Raw genomic sequence first — 21,357 nt, 5'->3', positions numbered from 1 at the left:
TAAAGCGCAACACTAAATAATAATGATTACGATTTATTTTTGGATAAAAGAAAAGCCTAAAGCACATTGTTATTACAATTTTGTACTTTAGACCATTTACTTACTTATTTTTTCTATTAATTTTTTATAATTATCGTAATCATAAGGATCTTCTACTTTTTCTCCACCAATATAAACTGTAGGCGCTGTATCAATATTTTTGTCTTCAGCTTGTTTTTGATCTTTCTTAGCTGCTTTCCATGATTTACTATCTTCAGTTTTATAATCTTTTTTAATTTTTTCTTTTTGGTTATTGTCGATACTTAATTTATCAATTTGTTTATCTACCAGTGACTCAGTTATCCATTCTTTTTCAGCATCGCCTTGCTGTTCAAACATTAATTTTTGAAAATCTAAATATTGTTTTGGTGCAATTTGTTGTACTGCATGACCGGCTCTCGATCCAATAATTGAATCATCACCAAGAAAAGCCATATTCACAAATTGGTAATCTACTTTATCTTTGTCTATATAATCTTTTTTAAGTTTAGGCATAATATTACTTTCTACTTTTTTACAATAAGAACATTTAAAATCACCGTATTCTATAATTTTAATTTTCCCATTGGCACTTTGCTTGTCATCTTTATGTGCATCCTCATCACTTGAACAAGCAGTTATTAATAACATAGTAGCTATCAAACCTAAACATAGCCATAATTTTTTCATATGCTTTCCAAAACACCTCAATTTTAGATATCAGTAAATAAAATTATTCTTTAATATCCATATTTTCTTCTTTATAATCAGGTTCATGTTTGTGTGTATATGCTTTCGAATTAAAATCTTTTAAATGTTTTGCTTTGTCGTCTTCAAATTTATAAGTATAATAATGTACCTCTTCGTCTTCTTTAAAAGGCTTATAAGCAAGCATGACATATTTACCTTTTTCATAAACGTATATATTCGCATTTTTTTTGTCGAATTTTTCTTCAAGATCACCTTTTTGTTTTTCAGATAAGTTTTCTTGATATGTTTGTTGTTTATTTACTGCTTTATCTATTTTATCAGCATACTTTCCACTACTACAGCCTGCTACAATAATCGTCGATATAGCGATCATGATCAATAATTTTTTCATTATTTGGCACACTCCTAAATCCAGTTTAACTACTCATGAATCACCTTTAAAATATACTTCTTCCATAAATATTATCATACAATGAATAACTTAAATGTTCTAGAGTGATTTTAAATTCATTCTTTTTAAATTTTTGATTTTTTACGAATAAAAATTCGGCTCGACAATTTATGTCAGCCGAATTTATTGTTAATCTGTTAAGCGTATTTTAATTGCTAATGCACCATAATTTAATTCGTCAGTTTGCGAATATATTTGATATATGGCTGCTAATTTTTGAGAAAGCTGTTCTTCCTCTTTAGCACCAATTTCTTGATTTGTATATTGATTAATCAACGCTTGAAATGAAGGAAAATCCACTGTTTCTGTGACGACTACGTTGATTTGTTCATCCGTCTCGAGATTTGTGAAAATAATGGTATCTCCATTTTGTACTTCTTGCCTTTTTTCATCATTTAATCTTACTTCAATTGTTTTCGTCCCATTTTTAACTAAATGAAATGGTTCATTATTTAATTTCATCGAATGTTCTATGATACATACACTCCATTCTTGTATTTATGAGGTTATTTATGTTTAAAAATATCACAATTACAAATCTAATTACAGTGTTGTCTATAGTGCTTCGTATGATTAATCTATTATAATTCTTTTTGTTCTGCGCGTATTTTACGCTGACTTTTCAGCATAAACACACTGAGTAAACTGATAATAGAAATAATAACAGCAAACCAAAATGCTCCATGATAGCCACTTAATAAAGCTTCATGTTGTATTTGAGCTGCCATCTCTTGTTTTCCAATACCCTTATAATTACTCATATCAGGTGTGAAGTTTTTAGAAACTTGAGTCATCACAGTAATTAAACCAGCTGTACCAATAGAAGCTGAAATTTGTTGTACTGTATTCGTCATTGATGAACCATGTGCATTCATCTCATGTGATAATTGATTCATTGTATGTGTCATTAATGGCATCAATCCTAGTGCAATACCTATCATACGAATTGCATATACCGTTGCAAGAATTGCTGATGAAGTATGTTCATCCATGATTACAAAGTAAGAAGTCGTTACTACCACAATGGACATACCAATTAATGCTAATATTTTAGCACCATACTTCTCATATAAAAATCCTGAAGCTACTGACATTATCCCCATTACAATAGCGCCAGGTAATAATATAAGCCCAGATTGAAGTGCTGAGTCTTTCATTATATTTTGAACGAACATTGGTAATATTGTTTCAGATCCAATCATTGATATCATTGTAAATGCCATAATTATAATACCTATAGCAAATTGACTGTTTTTGAACACTGAAAAGTCTAGTAATGGCGTTTTTAATTTTGTTTGGCGAACAATGAAAGTTATTACTAAGATCAATCCGCCTATTACAGTTGTTAAAACTACTGGGTCACTCCAACCATCACGTGAAATCGAACTTGTACCATAGAGTAAACCACCAAATCCTAGTATGGATAATATGATGGAGAATACGTCAACTGGCACTTTTTTATTCGTGCCCACGTTTTTCACAAACTTAAGTGCCCCGATGAATGTTAATGCTGCGATTGGTGCAACAACAAAGAAAAGTGAACGCCAATCGAAGTATTCAACAAGTACACCCGATAACGTTGGCCCTATGGCTGGTGCTAAACCAATAACCAAACCAAAGGTCCCCATATACTTACCACGTTCATGAGGTTCAAAGATGTCTAATATTGTAGTCATCATAAGTGGTAACATAATTCCAGATCCTAATGCTTGAACAATTCTTCCACCTAAAAGAATTGAAAAGTTAGGGCTAAATCCTGCAATAATTGTACCTATAAAGAATATAAATATTGCTGTTAAAAATACTTTCCTAGTTGAAAATCGTTGAATCACCATTGCTGATAATGGGACAACTACCCCATTAGTCAATAGAAAGGCTGTTGTGAGCCATTGCACTTGTGTGTAATCTATTTGAAAATCTTTCATTATACTTGGTAATGCTGTTGTTAATAACGTTTCATTTAAAAGTCCGAAGAAACCGCCAAGCAACATCATTAATATCATTAATATTTTGGTTTTTTGATTCATATTTGTCTCCTGTATTCTCTTTAATTTATCTACCTTAAAATAGCTACATTTAAGCATTATACATATATCTCATTAACATAGCATTAAAAAGAGGTCAAATCATCATAATTATTTTTTTATGATGGAAACACTTTTCAAATCGTAACAATTACTATTTACAAAGTGTTTATGATACTTCATAATACACATAGATAAAGGAGGTCATATTTTATGAAATTAGATGTACAAACAGCACGTCGTAACCTAAATAGCCCCAACATAAAAACACGAAAACGTGCGCGTAAAATCATTCAGCAACATAAGCGCAATAAATAATATATCTACTTAAATACTATAATTCAAAATTATAATGACAGCTTAATTCCCTCCAGAATGAGGTTTGTCAATTTCTATTAAAATATGCAGATTATCTACATATTTTAAATACCATATGACTAAGTGATAAAGATGCATAGGAGTGGGACAGAAATCTAATTTTTCTAATGACATTTCGTCGTATGAGCCCAGGCTCTACATAGCTGACTAGAAAATGGAATACAAGCGCTGAAGCTCTTACATAAGAACTACTTGTCTTTATAAATGAAGTAGTAATTCTTTAAAATCTAGATATGACTGTATTTTCAATTCAGTTAGCCACTGCTAATATAAAAATTGAGGCTGAGACATGTGACATGTCTCAGCCTTTTACTTTTTCTTCAAGATAGTTTGTATTCATAAAAATAATATAATTAAAGTATATTATTGCCCTTCTTTTTTTGGTAAAATAGTGTTGTACACCAATAATTTTATTTGGAAGGAGAATTTTATGCAGCTTTTAACTTTAGCAAATATTAATAAAAGAATTAAGAAGCAACAAATTTTAAAAGACATATCATTCACTCTTAAGCAGGGAGAAGTCGTAGGTTTAGTCGGTGCTAATGGAGCTGGGAAAACAACGTTAATGAAAGTTATTTTAGGGCTTTCTAATTATCAATCCGGTTCGCTTAAACTACATGGATCTATGAATAATAAGCATATCGGCGCTTTAATTGAAAACCCTGGAGTGTACCCTTTCCTTACCGGTTACGAAAACATGAACTTAATTAATGAAGATAAAGACAAAGAAAATATGGAACAAATTATAAAAAATTTAGAAATGACTCCGTTTATAAATAAAAAAGCAAAAGCATATTCTTTAGGAATGAAACAGAAATTAGGTATCGTACTTTCGCTTTTAAACCAACCTCAACTCGTTATTTTAGATGAGCCTATGAACGGATTAGATCCAAAAGCAGTGAGAAATGTGAGAGAAACTATTTTAAGACTCAAAGCACAAGGTGTTTCATTCCTCATATCAAGTCATATGTTAAGTGAACTCGTTAAAGTTACTGACTCGATTTTAATTATTGATAATGGGGCTATCGTTAAAGAAACAACAATGGAAGAACTCAATAATTCGAATGAAAGTGATTTGGAAAATGTATTGCTTAATATCATCGATCATAAGGAGGAGAGAAAATAATGGGAACATTGGTAAACCAAGAATTATATAAAATTTTCAAAAAGAAATCATCAATTATTATACCAATAATTATTTTTATTATCATGATTGGCTTAGCTATTTTAAGCAAAAACTATTCGAATGTAATTGAGTCGAAGTTGCTACTGGAACAAGGTTATAGTGGCTTTTCTTGGATTATCTTTTTAATGATAATTCAAGCGAGTACAATTATTACTATGGAATTCCATTACGGTACAATTAAAAATTTACTTTATAGAAATTACACAAGAACAAGTATTATTTTAAGTAAGTTTATTGCCTTGTTCATCTACTCTCTAATTGTATTTGTACTTTGTATTCTAATTAGTTTACTACTTAACCTTATATTTTTCTCTGACATCGATATTTTAAAACACTCAGGAGAACAATTATCTCCATTACAAAGTTTATTATTAACATCATTAGCAACTTATGTAGGTATGTGGCTCATTTTGAGTTTAACGTTGTTACTTTCTTGTATACTTAAAAGTCCGGGCGTCTCAATTGCTGTCGGTATTGTTTTCTATTTTGCTACTTCGATACTCGCTGGTATTTTATTTATGGCTATTGAGCAATGGGAATGGCTTAAATGGAACCCTATTAATATGTTGAATCTAAGTGTCCAAATTCTCGATAATGATATATACAAAAAAATGACAAAATTAGAATTACACGAATTATTTATTGGAAATATTGCATATATCGTAGTTTTCTTAATATTAGTAGTTTTAGTCTTTAGAAAAAAGAACGTTTAATTTTTAATCCTAAGATAAGTTATTAGAATCAGATACGCATGCATAAGACGTGTTCTAGATAAATAAGCAATCATAAAATTAAAATGTATCTTATATTTGAAATCATAATTTTTAAAAGTTTATAGAAATTTACCAAACAAGGTCAAAAACTTTATCGACAATATATAACAGCCCTGAATTCATAAAACTCAGGGCTGTTATATATTTTATCCAGTTTATTACTTATCTTTCATTATAAATAATATTTATCCGTCACTTTTAAATCATCTGTTAATTCATAAATAAGAGGTGCGCCTGTTTTTATTTCATAATTAACAATAGCTTCGTCAGGTACATCCTCTAAATACTTAATTAGTGCGCGTAATGAATTACCATGAGCAGAAACTAACACTGTTTTATCATCTAATAACTGTTGAGAAATTTGATCATTCCAATATGGTATAACTCTGACCAAGGTATCTTTTAAACTTTCAGATTCTGGCATAACTCTTCTATCTATAAGTTCATATTTTCTATCATTTAAGTAACTATTTCGTTGTTCTTCATTTTGTTTTGGTGGTGGCGTATCATATGATCGTCTCCAAATATGAACCTGGTCTTCACCAAATTCTTCTCGGGCATCATTTTTATTTAAACCTTGCAATCCGCCATAATGACGTTCATTTAATCTCCAAGATTTTATAATTGGTATAAATAACTGATCAGATTCATTTAACAAATGATATGTTGTTTTAATAGCTCTTTTTAACAGAGACGTATAAACAATATCAATTTCTAAACCTTTATCTTTTATTTTTTTACCCGAGGTGATTGCTTCATTTTTCCCCTGTTCAGATAAGTCTACATCTGCCCATCCTGTAAATAAGTTTTCAGCATTCCACAAGCTTTGCCCATGTCTACATAAAATTAATTTTGGCATAATATTTCCTTCTTTCCATTAAGTAAAATATGATTTTATACGATATTTACAGGAATGTTACAGCAATAATACTGATTGTTTATAGTTGCAAAGCTGGCCATTCACCTATTCCTGCACTAACTATCGCATTTCTATATTAAAATTATAACAATTTACACTTTATTTTGAAATGATTGTATTCATTTATTCATAAAAGATACTTTCTTTTTATTTTTCTGTAACCTACTCACCATTTTTTGATGTTACAGTTATAAACGTTGAATTAAGAAAACAGTAAATAACTATTATTCATTAAATTTTTAAGTATTTAAATGTAAAAACATAACCTGTGATATTTAACATTGTATACAGGTAAATCAATTAGGAGGATTTTAAAAAATGAAAAAATTATTATTAGCATCTTTCGCATCGATTACTATTGCAGCAACTGGTTTAGGAGTGAGTTCAAGCGTATCAACAGCAGACGCAGCTGAGACGTCAACACAACAAACTACGCAAGCTAACAATGATGTATACAGTGAATTTATAGAAGCAGGCGGTACTAAAGCACTATGGGATAATATTGTAATGCCTGAATCAAGTGGGGACCCTGAAGCAGTAAACGAATTGGGCTATAAAGGTTTAGGACAAACTAAAGAAGCTTGGGGCACTGGCACAGTTGAAGAACAAACTAAAGGTATGATTAACTATGCTGAGGACCGTTACGGTTCAATAGAAGCAGCAATCGATTTCCGTCTAGCTAATGGCTGGTGGTAATTAATGCTAGCTATTTAAGTACTACGTGTAAGAATAGCTTGTTGTAAAATAACGTAAAAAGGGACCTGGAATTACTTTCAGGTCCCTTTTTTATGTTATTAACTCATTTATTTATCAAACAACTACAACGTTCACTAACTTTTTACTCGCAACTATACCACAAGCCGAAGACTACTATATTAGGTTGTACCCTAAGCAAGCGTGTATGGAATTTATATATACGAAAAAATTGGAACAAAAAACTGTCAACAATTGAACTGCACCCAGTCAAGTAGACAACTAAATATGATTTAGTTTCAATTATTGTATAGATGCTGGTTCGGGATGTACATAAACTGAAGAAATACCCTTTTCATGCATATGTTGTTCTACTTTATCACAGATATGGTGTGCATCTTCTAAAGATAAATCCGATTCAACGACAATAGTTACATCTACAAAGATACTACTGCCATGGTATCGACCTTTAATATTTTGCACATCAATCACATCTTCTATTTCTAAAACGTAATTTTTGTAAGCTTCTAATTCTTGTTCATTAAACCCATCACTTAGTGTAAAGATTGATTCTTTAAATATTCTAAAACCAGTGTATATAATAAGTAAACCTAAAATCGTTGCGAGTACTGTATCAAGGATTGGCAAACCAAATTGTGTAAAAATTAAGCCTACAGCTGTTCCGATACTAACTAACGCATCTGACAAATTATCCTTTGCCGCTGAATTTAGCGAACTACTATTCGTACGTTTAGCTAACTTTTGATTAATGTAAAATACTATCAACATTATGATGCCACTTATCACACTGACATATATTGTAATTACATTAGGTGCATGGTGATCCTTAGAAAAAATCTCAGGAACACTTTCTATCACAACTTGTATACCTACAAACATTATAATAAACGAAACGAGTAACGTTGAAATATTCTCTGATTTTAAGTGTCCATAAGGATGGTTTTTATCTGCAGGTTTAATAGAAATTTTCAGTCCTATAATAACCGCTAACGAGACTACAATATCAGTCATATTGTTTAAACTATCTGCTCTAACTGCTGCTGAATCATACATAGAGCCAACAATAAATTTGGCAATTGAAAGAACGATATATACAATTAAACTTAAATAAGCGCCTTTTTGCGCTGTTTTCAAATTTTCATTTTGTGTCATGTCTGATGTCCACCTTAATTAATATAGAACATTTATTATGACCTATCCCAAGCATATTTACAACAATTTTTATTCAAAAATTATTTAATATAAATAGTAAAATTATTTTTTTAGCCTTTCCTAAATAAAGTTGTTAAATTGTACAAAAAGTAAAGTTATCACTGTTCTAACTTTATTTTTAAGTCCTTAAAAAATCAGTCTTTAAGTATATATTTTGATAAAACGAAAGTAATAGGTATCGTTATAATTAGCCCTGCAAACGGTGCTATTACTGAAGAAATATGAAGCCACTGTACGAATATATACAATAACAATGTCTGCATGCCCATATTCACAACCTGTGTTAATGGAAATTGAATAAATTTACGCCATGTGGGTTTTACTTTATATACAAAATGGCAGTTTAAATAATATGAAATTATAAAACTAACCATAAACCCACTTACATGACTGACTAAGTAATTTAAATCTATTAATTTTAATAAGATAAGGTAGACGATGTAGTAATTTAATGTATTAATGCCACCAACAATGATGAACTTTATAATTTCATAGTGGGTTTTATTTAAATTCATGAACTTACTCCTTTGATTCATATTTATAATTATTTCGCACGTTCTGTTTGTTTTTTAGTATGTAAATTATCATTGCATTTCTAAATTCATATGGGATAATTACTTAGTTACAGAATAATTAAACTTGTATGTAATAATGCATTAGAGAGAAATTTAAAGGAGCACTTAACATGGACAAAACTTCAAATCGCCAACTACCGCTAATTGTTATTATTGTGTTGGGTATTATGACTACTTTTGGTCCTTTAACAATAGATATGTACGTTCCATCATTACCAAGTGTACAAAGTGATTTTAATACAACCGCTTCTCAAGCGCAACTTACACTGTCTTTCGCTATGATAGGACTTGCAATAGGACAATTTATCTTTGGACCTTTGTCAGATGCATATGGACGTAAAAAGATTGCATTAATCATTATCATATTATATGCAATTGCTTCATTTATTGCAGTATTCGCAAACGCTATGTCTACCTTATTAACAATTCGTTTGATACAAGGTTTGACTGGTGGCGGAGCCATCGTCATAGCTAAGGCCTCTATAGGGGATTTACATAAAGGAAAAGCCTTAGCCAAAGGTCTAGCTTCACTTCTTGTCGTGAATGGGATTATTACTATTATCGCTCCACTGATCGGTGGTTATGCCTTAAGTGTCTCAAACTGGCAAGCTATTTTCTTTATTTTAACAATTGTTAGTATGATCATATTCTTTTTCGCCCTTTTCAAAATGGAAGAAACAAGAACAGCTAATCTTTCAAAACTTAACTTCGGCACCATTTTTAAAGACTTTGGTTATTTGTTGAAAAAACCAGCTTTTGTTATTCCTATGTTGCTGCAAGGACTGACATATGTGATGTTATTCAGTTTTTCATCTGCAGCCCCTTTTATTACACAAAAAATTTATGATATGACCCCCCAACAATTTAGTGTGCTATTTGCAATTAATGGTATCGGGTTAATTATCATGAGTCAGCTCACTGCTATTTTAGTTAGCTATATAAATCGCTATGTATTACTGATTGCACTAACAATGATACAAATTGCAGGCGTCGTATTAATTTGTATCACACTCATATTACACTTACCGACCTGGGTTTTAGTCATCGCATTCTTCTTAAATGTTTGCCCAGTAACAGGGATTGGCCCGCTAAGCTTTACATTAGCGATGGAATCACGTACAGGCGGTAGTGGCAACGCCTCTAGTTTACTCGGTCTTTTCCAATTTATTCTAGGTGGTGTGATATCACCCTTAGTTGGTTTACAAGGCGGATATAGTGTCATGCCATATTTAACGATTTTAGTTATTACTACGGTGCTAATTATTTCATTAGAACTTGGCTTAAAATTCACTACCAGAAGAAGCGTATTGAACAAATAGTCTATATAAAACAGGTGGGGCACCAGTCCTATTATTAAAGGGAGCTTCCAAATTTTTTGGAGGCTCCCTTTAATTTTGTGTTACTATGATTTATCTAAACGATAGGAAGCCATATTTCTGTAATATATTCTTCTGATCTTATGGGTCCTTCTTTATACAACTCAAAAAATGGAGCATCGCGAAATTCATAATCTAATGTAGGTAAAATATGTCTATTTATCTTTTCCATACCCTTTTTAATAGACTCAGGTACTGGCCCTTTAGCATCAAAGACAATATATCTACCCTCAGATAATTCTGTTCGCTGCCATTGCGCTTCATCCATATCATTGGTAACACCAATGAGGCAATGGACTTCACCATTAGCATGAGGTTTATAAACAGCCAATAGCCCTTGCAATTGATTATTACCTAGTGGCATTAATTCCTGTTTCTTCCCTTTATCATCAAAATCCATCCAGAAATTAAATATATCTTCTTGCGCTTTTTGGCCAGTCGTATACTCCTTTTTGACACCTAAAACTGAAGTCCGTGATAGCGTCTCTAATCTGTATTCCATACACATCCACCCCTTTTTGTTATTATAACCAAAATGCATATGCGATTTCTATCGTGAACTATTATATAGATATTCAGGCATCTTAATATGCATCTTCAAATAATGGTTATATAATAAAATAAATTTCAAAACAAGTCCCTTTTTACAAATTAAGTAAGGAGCCGTAGCATGAGTCGAAAAATTTTATCTGTAAAACCAATTAGTCAGCTTTTTCCTATTCCAATGATTATGGGATGTGAAGGCGTATCCGCTGCCATGATACTACAATTTAATGAACACGCTATTCCAGCTACTCAAATTATGAAACATTGGCCTAGACATGCAAATAATCCTCATAAAGGTTATGTGGGTAATTATCTATGGATTAAATGGGGTCATCATCAAACAATATTCCCGACTGCTTTAGTTCCGTATTTAAAACAATACGATGCACATATCAATGACAGTACTGGGCAATCTTTAAATGCGCTATGTAGCATAATCGATCAAGGCCAACCAGTGGTGATTTATCACACTGTGCTAGGACAGCGTCCTGCGAAACGTACATTTAAATTAGATAACCATCCAACTCAGTTAGTGTCCAACATTCATGTAACTGTACTTATTGGTTATGACGAACATCATTATTATTATATTGATCCACTATGGTCACATTTAGGTAAAATAATACTTGTTCCTGCAATCATACCGAATAAATTTCAAATTATTAAAATTAAAAAAGCTAAATTAGAACAAAGTTATAATGCGCCTGGCCGCATGAGTTTTTATATTCACCCATCATAATGTTGTCGAAATAAAAATGGGGCGAGGTAGAAATATAATTTAATTTCTTGTTCTCGCCCCTACAAGGTTACTAAAAAATTGAAATACTATATAATGCATGATTGATTTCTTGTTCTATATCAGGTGAACGCCATTCTCTTTGATAACCTAGACATGGACAAATGTATGTGACACCGCGTTCTTCAAATGCATTTCTAAAATGGACATGCCCCATGATGCTATAGCGAATATCATATTGTTGGTATAAAGTATCAAAATCTGATGTTCCTATAAACGCATTAAAATAATCAAATATACGATGTGGCATTGGAACTGCAAATTTCGGGTGCGTTACGATATGTGTCATAAGTATCACTTTTTTGTGTTTAACTTTTTCAATATCCTTTGCCGTTTGTTTGGCTGCAATGCGAGATAGTTTTCTATCTTCCATAGGCCAATCAATTTTCACTTTATCTTGCCATGTTGCACCGTAATATTTTCTACGAGCAATTCGCTCTATTGAAAATTTAGGATCCGCGTACGTATAATCATACCAACCTGTGTTACCGACAATGGCCCACTCATCATTGATGTCATAAGGTTTACCAATTAAGCACGTCTCCATCGACATATAAAAATCTAAAATCTCGGATGATGTAGCACCTGTATCTGTTGCCCAAAAATCATGGTTGCCCGGAATAAATAACACTTTTATTTGCGTCGTACTTTCAATGTGCTCAATAAATTGTTGCGTTAAGTTATAATTATTAGAGATGTCCCCTGCAATAAGCAACAATTCTATGTCACGCTGATTTATCACTTTAATTAATACTTGTTGGTAGTCTTCGGGTGTCAGTGTCTTATGTCTATCTACATGCAAATCTGAAATCATACCTATTTTCATTTTTATCACATTCCTCTATTTCATAACACTATCATTATTACATATTCTCTTATAGTTCATTAAGTAATCCGCACATTTTTGAGTTGTGCTAACTAATAAAATGAATATTAACCGATAATACAACACCATCCCGTAATATATTTATTTTACATTACTATTAAAAGTGTAAACATTTCTTTTTAAAAATAAATGATGCTATAATAATATCAATTTAGTATATAAAGGAGGACATTCTATGGAGTTTACGATTAGAGCCTTGTCCGAAAAAGATAAGCACGGTAAAGCGATGGTACATTATGAAAGCTGGCTAGAAACATACAATGACATAGCTAAGAATGATTACTTAGAAAAGCTTGATAAAGAACAATTTATCAAGCAGTCCTCCTTGCATGATGTACCCACATTAGTTGCTATTGTAAATAATGAAATTGTAGGTTTTATTTCCTATGGCAAAACACAAACATCTACGTATTCAGATGATTGGAGCGAAATCTTCGCATTATATTTATTAGAAGAATATCAACGTCATATGATTGGCTTTGCATTAACTCAACGTGCATTAGAATTATCTTATCCAGATAATGTAATGCTATGGGTCGTAGAAGAAAATGACAATGCCATCCATTTCTATGAACAGATCGGTTTCAAACGAACACCTGAAAAAAAACCTACCTATTTTGGAAAAACGTATAACGAAATAAGAATGAATTTCACAAGAACTGAACACGATCATTAATACCAACATAAAAAATAAGAGGCTGGGACATATCACATGTCTTAGCCTCAGTTTTTTATATTGGCAGTGGCTGACTGAATTGAAAATGCGCTTATACCAAGCTTTTAAAGAACTACTACTTCATTTATGAAGACAAGTAGTTCTTATGCAAGCGCTGAAGCGCTTGTATTCCATTTTACAGTAGCTGTGCCGGGCTGGGTTCATACGACGAAATTTTATTAGAAAAATTAGATTTCTGTCCCACTCCCTTATTTTTTATAGTGTACATCTTTTAATGTGTTTCTCCTAATACCACTTTGATATCTTTGTCTGATTCAACGACCGCTTCAAGCGCGGCTTTTAAACCTTTAGCAATCGTTTGAATAGACATCGATGGCTTTTCTGGCTTATCTGTAACTTGTTCAGGTATAAATGGCACATGGATAAAACCAAATTTAATATTTGGAAACTGCGTTGCCTGTAAGTAACCAAGTTGATATAAAATATGATTACATACAAATGTGCCAGCAGTATTTGATAAGCGTGCAGGTACACCTTGTGATTTTATTGCCTCTGTCATACGTTTAACCGGTAAATTAGAAAAATAAGCAGATGCTCCAGTTGTTTGAATCGCTTCATCAATTGGTTGATTCCCTTCATTATCTGGAATACGCGCATCATCTATATTAATTCCAACTCGTTCTGGAGTTAATTCAAACCTGCCCCCTGCCTGTCCAATAGCTAAAACAATATCATATTCCTTCTGTTTTAATTGTTCTACAACGACCTCTTTACTTTTATGAAAAACAGTAGGTATTTCTAATTTATCTATCTTATGACCTTCAATTTCATCTGGCAATAGTTTGACAGCTTCTAGAGCAGGATTAATTGTTTCTCCACCAAAAGGGTCAAATCCCGTCACTAATATATTCATCGTCTAATAGCCTCCTTTATTTTAATTGATTAACTCTACAGTAATCATGATTTAAAAAGCCCAAAAATACATTAAACCAATGTGTACAAAAATTAATATAAACGCGATAGGTGCTTGTGCTTTAATAACACCAAATTCATCTTTCATTTCTAATAATGCTACTGGCAATGTATTAAAGTTTGCTGCCATAGGTGTTAACAACGTTCCACAAAATCCACCTGTCATTGCTAAAGCACCAGCTATAACAGGATCTCCACCTTGCGCTATAACAAATGGAATACCAATACTTGCTGTGATAACAGTAAATGCTGCAAAAGCGTTGCCCATTAGCATCGTAAATAATACCATGCCTAATATATATGCTGTAGCTCCTAATAAATGATTGCCTTCTGGTAAGAATGAAGATATCCCTTTAGAAATAACATCTCCAACACCACTCACAGTAAATAGCACACCTAAAGCTGCTAAAAACTGAGGTAATATACCTACAGTGCCAATCTGTTGTGTTAATCTGTCGCTATCATAGAGCACATATTTGCCATTAGGTTTAATTACAACATAAGCTGCTATTAAACCTAAAACAGAGGATATACCTAAACCAATTGCCCCACCTAAGGGCGTCCAATTTGATACTGCAATGGCAGCCACAGCTAGTATAATAGCTGGAATAAATAATTTATTACCATATTTTTTTGCACCTTTATCCCCTGTTGCTTCATCGACATCAATGATATTTTTGATTATTACTTGTTTAAATAATGTTAATCCACCCATTACTAAAATAAATATACCGTTTATTACATTTGGTATATAAGGCCCTATGATAAAAGTCGCTGCTAGCAAAATCCAAAATAGTGCTGTTCCATACTTTTTCTGATGTGACGAAGCTTTTAATACACGATACGCTGTATAAAGTAATTGTAAACCTATCAATATGTAAAAAAGCTCTAAAATATTATTCAATGTGTTTTCAGTCATTTTTATTCACCTGCTTCGTGCCATACTTTTTATCTAAATACTTATCAAACCTTATATTATTAACCCATACGATAATGAAAACGATAATTGCAATTGGTAATGATGCTAACACAAGATCTACTGCATCTACTTTAATGTCTAATGACTGAAACGTGCCAACCATAAGTAACACACCTGCCGCACCAACAAATAAATTTTGTCCAAAGAAATTACCATAATTTTCCATTGCAGACGCTTGTGCTTTTATCTTCTCGATATCCGTTGCATCGACCTCTTCATCTTTTAAGTTATAACGTGTTTTTAATGCACCTTGTACCATAGGATTAATAAGTGGTCTGACAAATTGTGGATGTCCCCCTATACGAATCGACGCCACACCCGCTAGTTCTCTAATCACTAAATAAATTGTCAGCAATCGTCCACTCGTTACACGCTTTACCCTTCCTATTAAATTAGATGCTTGTTTTTTCAATCCAAATCTTTCAATTAATCCAACCATCGGTAAAGTTAAAATGAACAACGTCACCAGCCTATTATCAACAAATGCCTTCCCTAATGTATCTAGAATTGCATATAAATCTAATCCTGATACAATTCCAGTAACCACTGCGGCAATTAAAATTTCTGCAATCGTGTCGATTTTAAAGACAAATCCTAATATGATAATTAAAATACCAATTAATTTTAACCATTCCATAAAATCCCTCCTTTTTACTATAGTATAAATTTATTATTCCTAAATACAATGAATTTTCAGAAAAATTATATTGATAACTCACTTTTACTAAAATCTACAAAAAAAGAGTGGAACAAGAAATCAAATTGTGATTTCTTATTTCCACCCTTACAAGGCTAACTAGAAAAAGTTTTACTTCATAAATAAATGTTATTCACTTTAATATTGACTATCAAAAACAATTTTATAACCATTTCAATTCTGACTCAGGAACGTCACGTGAAGGCAATAGTGTCTCAACAATCAATATAATCGTACAAATTATTGATACAACATTTAAGATCATTGCAACGCTATTGATTTGTATAATATCAAATAAGATATTAACGACTATCGATAAAATAATTAAAATGAGTGCAGTAATCCTTTTTCTACCTGCATCATAAAATCTTCTTAATGTTACTGAAACCATAGGTACCATGATTGCTAAAGCAAATATACCAATAAGTGCAGATAAAATTGCTGCGACAATAAAAACGCCCGCTAAAAAGCTAATTGCGCCGATTAACGCTACGATAAAGATGCCAATGATATGAACCAATACTGGTGTCCAGAACTCTAGTCTATCTGATTTCCCTTTAAAGTCAGCATACCTCTTCCAAAAACTTTTATACGCCTCTATCATATTGTTACCACTCCATTTTCTTCTTATGGAAATACCTGTGCAATGAATATATTCACTAATATATCGCACTAACCTATACACTAACAAGCCATAGAATATAAAAATTTATTTAAGAAAATATTACAAGTTATTCTTATTCTTTTGCTGACTCAATATAAGAATTAATAATTTGTTCTAAAACAACAGGTAATTCTTCAAATGCACTTTTTTTATGCAAACGTTCACTGACTTTATGCGCGTCTTTACCTATGGGTCCACATAATAATATCGGCGCGCTAATAGTTTTTATTGCTTCAAACGGTAGTTGATATGTTTTATTAAAATTAGGCGTATTTTTTTCATAAGCAACAATTTGTTCCATATCTCCATCAAAGTTCAAATAACTACTATCACTAATACCATTAAAATAGTGAATACGTTCACTTTGACGTTGAAATTGATCGCGCAACGTTCGATGCACTAATTCGACCGTTGATTCAACACGCTTATCGTAAGACGAATTAACTGCAGGATAATATGGTGTTGCAAAAAATGTCACTACTGCTGGTGCAATATCTTTACAGGTTTGCATTAATGTATCAACGACATTGACGCTTTGTAAATGTAACTCAGCTGTTTCTTGAATTGCCTTATCAATTTTCTTAGTTATATACGCGACTCCATGTTGTTTAATGGCATATTGCTTTAATTGATCATATGTTAGCACATTAATTTTTGTATCAAATTGTCTCTCTTGCTCTTCTAATATGGAGAGCCAATCACTTTCACAGCGTTCTGTAGCGTGTACCACTGAATCGATAAATTGTCTAAACACATCATCAGGCTTATTTTTAAAAAGAAAAACATTAAATAATCCTATTGTTCTGAATGGTGTTTGGACATCGTATGCCAATTTATTATCTCTTGTATGCAGTGATACTGGAACTGGCGTTGCTTCATTTTCAAAAACTTCTTTAAATACATTGTTGTATTCAATCGCTTGAGTAATATAACTCATCATGAAGTTAGAACTCAGACCATCTAATGGGTTACCTACATGCGTTTCTTTGCCATAACATAATACGCCAGGCATAATTTTTCCAATTGACCCTGAATATATATAATGCTTTTCATCCGCACCAGCTTGTTGAAAAGTAGGTTCACTGTTTAAATGAAGTTGTATATCCAATTGATATTGTTGCTTTAACTGAGCAATTGCTTCTACTGCTTTACGCATCCCTGAAGAATTGACCTCTTCATCTGGTACTGTAACTAAAATTAAATTAATGTCCCATGCTTCAACACTGGCTAATTCAATTAATGAAAGATGCAACATTAGCCCTGCTTTCATATCCATTGTTCCTCGCCCAAATAAATAGGAGTCATTCTTTAAGTCTTCAATTGCTTCTGTATTTAAATAATGATGGTTTTGAGAAAATAATGACTTTAATTCATCTGGATTAAACGCGTTGGACTGAAAATTTCCATAATCCTCTACACCTACAGTGTCATAATGACTTATTAACACAATTGTTTTTGCTGATGTGTCCGCTTGATAAAATGCAACGACAGCTTCCTTATCATCTTCAGTTTGTGTCATTTGAATATGTTTTTTATGTTCTTGAAAATATGTAAGTTGTAACAATTGCTGCTTGACGAAGTTTGGAAATGTTAGCTCACCTTCAGAATTCGTCACCGTTTGATGATTCACTAATCTCTTCAATAAATTTAATCGATTTTCGTATGATTGCCATAGCAATTTTGTCACTTTATCCCCTCCGTTTGTAAGCGTTTCCTCAAGTATAATATGTATTGAAATTCAATAGCAATATATTTAATTAGAAAATCAATATTTTAACACTTTAACTTTTTCTCAATCGCTACGCAGTTAGTGATACTTCTTAACTCTAATATTCTATAAATTAATTAACAGTTTTCTGAAAATTAAAATTACATCTTATTATATCCTTGTAATCTGATAGGGATTGTTGTATTATTCACTTATTATCAATCTTGGAGGTTAATATTTATGACATTATATTTACTAGAAGCAAATGATTTAGCATTTGCATCAAATAAAAGCGAATTAGAAAAGAAAGCAGCTGATTTAACAACGGGCGAAGTGCCAACACTTATCGAAGTACAGGCGACAGAAGACCTTACACACGGATACTTTATCGTTGAAGCTAATGATGATACTGAAGCGAAACAATTTTTAGAAGATGCTTCAATTAATATCAACCTTGTTAAAGAAGTACGTTTAGTTGGTAAAGAATTAGAAGACGTTAAAAAAGGTGATGCTCATGTAGATTACCTAGTAACTTGGAATATTCCAGAAGGCGTTTCTATGGATCAATATTTAGCACGTAAAAAGAAAAACTCAGTACATTATGAAGAAGTACCTGAAGTACAATTCCAACGTACTTACGTATGTGAAGATATGTCAAAATGTATCTGTTTATACGATGCACCAGACGAAGATGCTGTTCGCCGTGCACGTAAAGCTGTAGATACACCTATCGATGATATCGAGAAAATATAGAAAAACTTATGACTAAAGTCATTAGTTTTTCTTAATGCAATAGCTAAAGCTATTGTAATCCTTAATTTTGCTTCTCAATGAAATTGAGATTAGTAGTTCTTATGCAATTGCTTTAGCAATTGTAATCCTTAATTCTAAAAGTGATTTTTAGTCATTAGTTTTTCTTAATGCAATAGCTTAGCTATTGTAATCCTTAATTCTGCTTCTCAATGAAATTGAGATGAGTAGTTCTTATGCACTTTTTTCAAAATAAAACATTAAAATCAATCACTTCACGGGCTATGTGTATGCATAGCCCTTTAGTGTCAGGATAAACCATACTAAAACGATAAGATTAATCGAGGTGTTGTAATGATTCACATTGACCACGTTCAACATCAATTTGGCGATAACCAAGTCATTAATGATTTTGAATTAAATATAGAAAAAAGTAACATCGTAACTTTTATAGGTAAAAGTGGTTGTGGTAAATCGACGTTATTAAATATTATTGGTGGTTTTTTAACACCAACTTCAGGTGCAGTAAATATTGATGGAAAAATTAAACAAACACCATCACCTGATTGTTTAATGATATTTCAACACCACAACTTACTTCCTTGGAAAAATATTAACGACAACATACGTATTGGTTTGTCTCAATACATAAGCAATGAAGACATCAATAAACAGTTAAAAACCGTAGATTTAAATCATAAAGGGAAATTATTTCCAGAAGAATTATCCGGTGGTATGAAGCAACGTGTTGCGCTTTGTAGAGCACAAGTACATCAACCGAATGTCATACTCATGGATGAACCCTTAGGTGCTTTAGATGCCTTTACACGTTATAAATTACAAGATCAACTTGTACGTTTAAAAGAGCGCACAAAAGCAACAATCATTTTAGTTACGCATGATATTGATGAAGCAATTTATCTTTCAGATAATATTGTGCTACTCGGTGATGGTTGTGAAATTATCAGCCAATATAATATCAAACAATCTCATCCTCGTAACCGCAATGATAGTCATTTATTAAAAGTAAGAAATGATATTATGGAAAAATTTGCTTTAAATCACCATATGGCAGAGCCAGAATATTATTTATAAGGAGTGTTAGAAATTGAAAAAATATATTGCTTTTACTTTAATACTCCTTCTTATTCTTTCAGGTTGTAGCACGAATAAAAATCAAGATAGTCAAAATGGCGACAATAAAAAGCAAACTATAAAAATAGGCTATCTTCCAATAACACATTCAGCAAATTTGATGATGACAGAAGACATTCAACAAAAATCTAAAAAATCTGGTTACAAACTCGAACTCATACGTTTTAATAATTGGCCAGACCTTATGGATGCCTTGAACAGCGGTAAAATCGATGGCGCATCTACACTGATTGAACTTGCGATGAAATCAAAACAAAAAGGTTCTAATATTAAAGCAGTCGCCTTAGGTCATCATGAGGGCAATGTGATTATGGGACAAAAAGGTAAAGAAGCTTCTGATTTTCACAATCACGGAGAATACAGTTTTGCTATCCCACATCGTTATTCAACACATTATTTATTACTAGAAGAAATGCGAAAACAAATGAACTTAAAATCTGATACCTTTAGTTATCATGAAATGGCCCCAGCAGAAATGCCTGCAGCGTTAAGCGAAGAACGAATCTCGGGTTATTCTGTCGCGGAACCATTCGGTGCACTGGGAGAAAAATTAGGTAAAGGCGATACTATAAAGCATGGTAGTGATATCGTTCCAGATGCTTATTGTTGCGCACTTGTACTTAGAAGCGATCTTATTGATCAACATCATACAGTTGCCAAAGAGTTTATGTCAGATTATAAACAAGCTGGTTATAAAATGAACAATAAAGATAAAAGTGTAGATGTCATGGCAAAAAACTTTAAGCAAGATAGAAAAGTTCTTGAACAATCAGCCGAATGGACATCATACGGCGATTTAACGATTAAAAAAGACGGTTACAGTAAAATTACAGATTTAGTAAATGATCATAAACTTTTTAAAGCACCTGCTTATAAAGATTTTGTTGATCCTACGCTATATAAGGAGGGGTAAATGAAATGACAGCTAATATAGTCAAAAAATGGACATTACCAATCATTACTTTTATTATTTTCCTATTTATATGGCAATGCGTAATTTGGATTGGAGATTACCAGCCTATTCTTTTACCGGGACCCTTACTAGTAGCAGAAAGTATATGGCAGTTCATTATTACCGGGGAAATATTTTCACACTTAGGTATTAGTTTATTTCGCTTTATTGTAGGATTTGGATTTGCAGTTATCATAGGGGTTCCTGTTGGTTTTTTATTAGGCCGTAGTAATGCATTC

At 32.1% G+C, this 21,357-nt stretch carries 24 protein-coding genes and 1 pseudogene; 11 read left to right on the top strand and 14 right to left on the bottom strand.

Features of this window, described 5'->3' with window-relative positions:
• Positions 1–96 precede the first annotated feature (96 nt).
• The 4 genes from ACP3TL_RS00125 to ACP3TL_RS00110 form a co-directional block, all read right to left on the bottom strand.
• A complete protein-coding gene (locus ACP3TL_RS00125; RefSeq protein ID WP_069832927.1) occupies positions 97–708 on the bottom strand; it encodes a DsbA family protein in 612 nt (203 codons plus the stop codon).
• A 43-nt stretch (positions 709–751) separates the two neighbouring features.
• Positions 752–1,120, bottom strand: a complete 369-nt coding sequence (locus ACP3TL_RS00120) for a cystatin-like fold lipoprotein (RefSeq protein WP_002511500.1) — start codon at positions 1,118–1,120, stop codon at positions 752–754.
• 189 nt (positions 1,121–1,309) lie between these two features.
• Positions 1,310–1,642, bottom strand: coding sequence for an ASCH domain-containing protein (locus ACP3TL_RS00115; protein ID WP_081325320.1), 333 nt, complete (start codon positions 1,640–1,642; stop codon positions 1,310–1,312).
• Positions 1,643–1,761: 119 nt separating this feature from the next.
• On the bottom strand, positions 1,762–3,207 hold the full coding sequence (locus ACP3TL_RS00110) for an MDR family MFS transporter (protein WP_069817448.1): 1,446 nt from the start codon (positions 3,205–3,207) through the stop codon (positions 1,762–1,764).
• A gap of 210 nt (positions 3,208–3,417) precedes the next feature.
• Here ACP3TL_RS00110 and ACP3TL_RS00105 point away from each other — a divergent pair, with 210 nt between their 5' ends.
• The 3 genes from ACP3TL_RS00105 to ACP3TL_RS00095 all read left to right on the top strand — a co-directional run bounded on the left by ACP3TL_RS00105 (position 3,418) and on the right by ACP3TL_RS00095 (position 5,481).
• Positions 3,418–3,522 carry a putative metal homeostasis protein gene (locus tag ACP3TL_RS00105; protein WP_002511503.1) on the top strand — a complete coding sequence of 35 codons (105 nt, stop codon included), beginning with the start codon at positions 3,418–3,420 and terminating at the stop codon, positions 3,520–3,522.
• Positions 3,523–4,012: 490 nt separating this feature from the next.
• Positions 4,013–4,708, top strand: coding sequence for an ABC transporter ATP-binding protein (locus ACP3TL_RS00100; protein WP_285326447.1), 696 nt, complete (start codon positions 4,013–4,015; stop codon positions 4,706–4,708).
• Entirely contained in the window at positions 4,708–5,481 is a 774-nt protein-coding gene (locus ACP3TL_RS00095; RefSeq protein WP_069832925.1) for a DUF2705 family protein, read from the top strand. The genes ACP3TL_RS00100 and ACP3TL_RS00095 overlap by 1 nt, the downstream gene beginning before the upstream one ends.
• Before the next feature lie 232 nt (positions 5,482–5,713).
• On the opposite strand, the gene ACP3TL_RS00090 is transcribed toward ACP3TL_RS00095, so the two are convergent.
• Positions 5,714–6,400 carry a 2,3-diphosphoglycerate-dependent phosphoglycerate mutase gene (locus tag ACP3TL_RS00090; RefSeq protein WP_069832924.1) on the bottom strand — a complete coding sequence of 229 codons (687 nt, stop codon included), beginning with the start codon at positions 6,398–6,400 and terminating at the stop codon, positions 5,714–5,716.
• A gap of 378 nt (positions 6,401–6,778) precedes the next feature.
• Between ACP3TL_RS00090 and ACP3TL_RS00085 the strand changes: the two genes are divergently transcribed.
• Positions 6,779–7,156 carry an aggregation-promoting factor C-terminal-like domain-containing protein gene (locus ACP3TL_RS00085; protein WP_069817445.1) on the top strand — a complete coding sequence of 126 codons (378 nt, stop codon included), beginning with the start codon at positions 6,779–6,781 and terminating at the stop codon, positions 7,154–7,156.
• Positions 7,157–7,456: 300 nt separating this feature from the next.
• On the opposite strand, the gene ACP3TL_RS00080 is transcribed toward ACP3TL_RS00085, so the two are convergent.
• Entirely contained in the window at positions 7,457–8,326 is an 870-nt protein-coding gene (locus tag ACP3TL_RS00080) for a cation diffusion facilitator family transporter (RefSeq protein WP_069817443.1), read from the bottom strand.
• A gap of 194 nt (positions 8,327–8,520) precedes the next feature.
• The gene (locus ACP3TL_RS00075; protein WP_069832923.1) at positions 8,521–8,901 is read right to left on the bottom strand and encodes a GtrA family protein; all 381 of its coding nucleotides are present in this window, start codon (positions 8,899–8,901) and stop codon (positions 8,521–8,523) included.
• A gap of 170 nt (positions 8,902–9,071) precedes the next feature.
• On the opposite strand from ACP3TL_RS00075, the gene tcaB reads away from it, so the two are divergent.
• The gene (gene tcaB, locus ACP3TL_RS00070) at positions 9,072–10,280 is read left to right on the top strand and encodes a putative multidrug effflux MFS transporter TcaB (RefSeq protein ID WP_069832922.1); all 1,209 of its coding nucleotides are present in this window, start codon (positions 9,072–9,074) and stop codon (positions 10,278–10,280) included.
• Between the two features lie 94 nt (positions 10,281–10,374).
• Here tcaB and ACP3TL_RS00065 read toward each other — a convergent pair whose 3' ends face one another.
• Positions 10,375–10,839, bottom strand: a complete 465-nt coding sequence (locus ACP3TL_RS00065; protein WP_069832921.1) for a GyrI-like domain-containing protein — start codon at positions 10,837–10,839, stop codon at positions 10,375–10,377.
• Positions 10,840–11,007: 168 nt separating this feature from the next.
• Here ACP3TL_RS00065 and ACP3TL_RS00060 point away from each other — a divergent pair, with 168 nt between their 5' ends.
• A complete protein-coding gene (locus ACP3TL_RS00060; protein ID WP_069817435.1) occupies positions 11,008–11,622 on the top strand; it encodes a C39 family peptidase in 615 nt (204 codons plus the stop codon).
• A gap of 70 nt (positions 11,623–11,692) precedes the next feature.
• Here ACP3TL_RS00060 and ACP3TL_RS00055 read toward each other — a convergent pair whose 3' ends face one another.
• Positions 11,693–12,505, bottom strand: coding sequence for a metallophosphoesterase (locus ACP3TL_RS00055; protein ID WP_277575636.1), 813 nt, complete (start codon positions 12,503–12,505; stop codon positions 11,693–11,695).
• Positions 12,506–12,740: 235 nt separating this feature from the next.
• Here ACP3TL_RS00055 and ACP3TL_RS00050 point away from each other — a divergent pair, with 235 nt between their 5' ends.
• On the top strand, positions 12,741–13,241 hold the full coding sequence (locus tag ACP3TL_RS00050; RefSeq protein ID WP_069832919.1) for a GNAT family N-acetyltransferase: 501 nt from the start codon (positions 12,741–12,743) through the stop codon (positions 13,239–13,241).
• Between the two features lie 271 nt (positions 13,242–13,512).
• Here the strand turns inward: ACP3TL_RS00050 and pcp are convergent, their stop codons facing one another.
• From pcp to ACP3TL_RS00025, 5 genes are all read right to left on the bottom strand, one after another.
• Positions 13,513–14,154 (bottom strand): pyroglutamyl-peptidase I, encoded by a 642-nt coding sequence (gene pcp / locus ACP3TL_RS00045; RefSeq protein ID WP_069832687.1) that lies wholly within the window; start codon positions 14,152–14,154, stop codon positions 13,513–13,515.
• Positions 14,155–14,205: 51 nt separating this feature from the next.
• Positions 14,206–15,132 carry a DUF979 domain-containing protein gene (locus ACP3TL_RS00040; RefSeq protein WP_069832688.1) on the bottom strand — a complete coding sequence of 309 codons (927 nt, stop codon included), beginning with the start codon at positions 15,130–15,132 and terminating at the stop codon, positions 14,206–14,208.
• Positions 15,125–15,829: a DUF969 domain-containing protein gene (locus ACP3TL_RS00035; protein WP_285326454.1), complete on the bottom strand. Its 705-nt coding sequence runs from the start codon at positions 15,827–15,829 to the stop codon at positions 15,125–15,127. Before ACP3TL_RS00035 ends, ACP3TL_RS00040 begins: the two co-directional genes overlap by 8 nt.
• A gap of 223 nt (positions 15,830–16,052) precedes the next feature.
• Positions 16,053–16,493: a DUF805 domain-containing protein gene (locus tag ACP3TL_RS00030; RefSeq protein WP_069832690.1), complete on the bottom strand. Its 441-nt coding sequence runs from the start codon at positions 16,491–16,493 to the stop codon at positions 16,053–16,055.
• Positions 16,494–16,626: 133 nt separating this feature from the next.
• Positions 16,627–18,240 (bottom strand): M20/M25/M40 family metallo-hydrolase, encoded by a 1,614-nt coding sequence (locus ACP3TL_RS00025; RefSeq protein WP_069832691.1) that lies wholly within the window; start codon positions 18,238–18,240, stop codon positions 16,627–16,629.
• Positions 18,241–18,501: 261 nt separating this feature from the next.
• Here ACP3TL_RS00025 and ACP3TL_RS00020 point away from each other — a divergent pair, with 261 nt between their 5' ends.
• The 4 genes and pseudogenes from ACP3TL_RS00020 to ACP3TL_RS00005 form a co-directional block, all read left to right on the top strand.
• A complete protein-coding gene (locus ACP3TL_RS00020; RefSeq protein ID WP_057513328.1) occupies positions 18,502–19,014 on the top strand; it encodes a DUF4242 domain-containing protein in 513 nt (170 codons plus the stop codon).
• A gap of 351 nt (positions 19,015–19,365) precedes the next feature.
• Positions 19,366–20,106, top strand: coding sequence for an ABC transporter ATP-binding protein (locus tag ACP3TL_RS00015; RefSeq protein WP_069816996.1), 741 nt, complete (start codon positions 19,366–19,368; stop codon positions 20,104–20,106).
• 13 nt (positions 20,107–20,119) lie between these two features.
• Positions 20,120–21,079, top strand: coding sequence for an ABC transporter substrate-binding protein (locus ACP3TL_RS00010; RefSeq protein WP_069832692.1), 960 nt, complete (start codon positions 20,120–20,122; stop codon positions 21,077–21,079).
• Positions 21,080–21,084: 5 nt separating this feature from the next.
• A pseudogene (locus ACP3TL_RS00005) lies at positions 21,085–21,357 on the top strand (ABC transporter permease); the annotation flags it as partial.

This window comes from Staphylococcus caseorum, assembly GCF_049943195.1.
Classification (GTDB): Bacteria; Bacillota; Bacilli; order Staphylococcales; family Staphylococcaceae; genus Staphylococcus; species Staphylococcus equorum_A.
This window is presented reverse-complemented; position numbering and strand designations above follow the sequence as displayed.

Excerpts from the sequence above, each read along its gene's own strand:
- ACP3TL_RS00125 (WP_069832927.1), bottom strand. The coding sequence starts at position 708 with ATGAAAAAATTATGGCTATGTTTAGGTTTGATAGCTACTATGTTATTA.
- ACP3TL_RS00120 (WP_002511500.1), bottom strand. The coding sequence starts at position 1,120 with ATGAAAAAATTATTGATCATGATCGCTATATCGACGATTATTGTAGCA.
- ACP3TL_RS00115 (WP_081325320.1), bottom strand. The coding sequence starts at position 1,642 with ATGAAATTAAATAATGAACCATTTCATTTAGTTAAAAATGGGACGAAA.
- ACP3TL_RS00110 (WP_069817448.1), bottom strand. The coding sequence starts at position 3,207 with ATGAATCAAAAAACCAAAATATTAATGATATTAATGATGTTGCTTGGC.
- ACP3TL_RS00105 (WP_002511503.1), top strand. The coding sequence starts at position 3,418 with ATGAAATTAGATGTACAAACAGCACGTCGTAACCTAAATAGCCCCAAC.
- ACP3TL_RS00100 (WP_285326447.1), top strand. The coding sequence starts at position 4,013 with ATGCAGCTTTTAACTTTAGCAAATATTAATAAAAGAATTAAGAAGCAA.
- ACP3TL_RS00095 (WP_069832925.1), top strand. The coding sequence starts at position 4,708 with ATGGGAACATTGGTAAACCAAGAATTATATAAAATTTTCAAAAAGAAA.
- ACP3TL_RS00090 (WP_069832924.1), bottom strand. The coding sequence starts at position 6,400 with ATGCCAAAATTAATTTTATGTAGACATGGGCAAAGCTTGTGGAATGCT.
- ACP3TL_RS00085 (WP_069817445.1), top strand. The coding sequence starts at position 6,779 with ATGAAAAAATTATTATTAGCATCTTTCGCATCGATTACTATTGCAGCA.
- ACP3TL_RS00080 (WP_069817443.1), bottom strand. The coding sequence starts at position 8,326 with ATGACACAAAATGAAAATTTGAAAACAGCGCAAAAAGGCGCTTATTTA.
- ACP3TL_RS00075 (WP_069832923.1), bottom strand. The coding sequence starts at position 8,901 with ATGAATTTAAATAAAACCCACTATGAAATTATAAAGTTCATCATTGTT.
- tcaB (WP_069832922.1), top strand. The coding sequence starts at position 9,072 with ATGGACAAAACTTCAAATCGCCAACTACCGCTAATTGTTATTATTGTG.
- ACP3TL_RS00065 (WP_069832921.1), bottom strand. The coding sequence starts at position 10,839 with ATGGAATACAGATTAGAGACGCTATCACGGACTTCAGTTTTAGGTGTC.
- ACP3TL_RS00060 (WP_069817435.1), top strand. The coding sequence starts at position 11,008 with ATGAGTCGAAAAATTTTATCTGTAAAACCAATTAGTCAGCTTTTTCCT.
- ACP3TL_RS00055 (WP_277575636.1), bottom strand. The coding sequence starts at position 12,505 with ATGAAAATAGGTATGATTTCAGATTTGCATGTAGATAGACATAAGACA.
- ACP3TL_RS00050 (WP_069832919.1), top strand. The coding sequence starts at position 12,741 with ATGGAGTTTACGATTAGAGCCTTGTCCGAAAAAGATAAGCACGGTAAA.
- pcp (WP_069832687.1), bottom strand. The coding sequence starts at position 14,154 with ATGAATATATTAGTGACGGGATTTGACCCTTTTGGTGGAGAAACAATT.
- ACP3TL_RS00040 (WP_069832688.1), bottom strand. The coding sequence starts at position 15,132 with ATGACTGAAAACACATTGAATAATATTTTAGAGCTTTTTTACATATTG.
- ACP3TL_RS00035 (WP_285326454.1), bottom strand. The coding sequence starts at position 15,829 with ATGGAATGGTTAAAATTAATTGGTATTTTAATTATCATATTAGGATTT.
- ACP3TL_RS00030 (WP_069832690.1), bottom strand. The coding sequence starts at position 16,493 with ATGATAGAGGCGTATAAAAGTTTTTGGAAGAGGTATGCTGACTTTAAA.
- ACP3TL_RS00020 (WP_057513328.1), top strand. The coding sequence starts at position 18,502 with ATGACATTATATTTACTAGAAGCAAATGATTTAGCATTTGCATCAAAT.
- ACP3TL_RS00015 (WP_069816996.1), top strand. The coding sequence starts at position 19,366 with ATGATTCACATTGACCACGTTCAACATCAATTTGGCGATAACCAAGTC.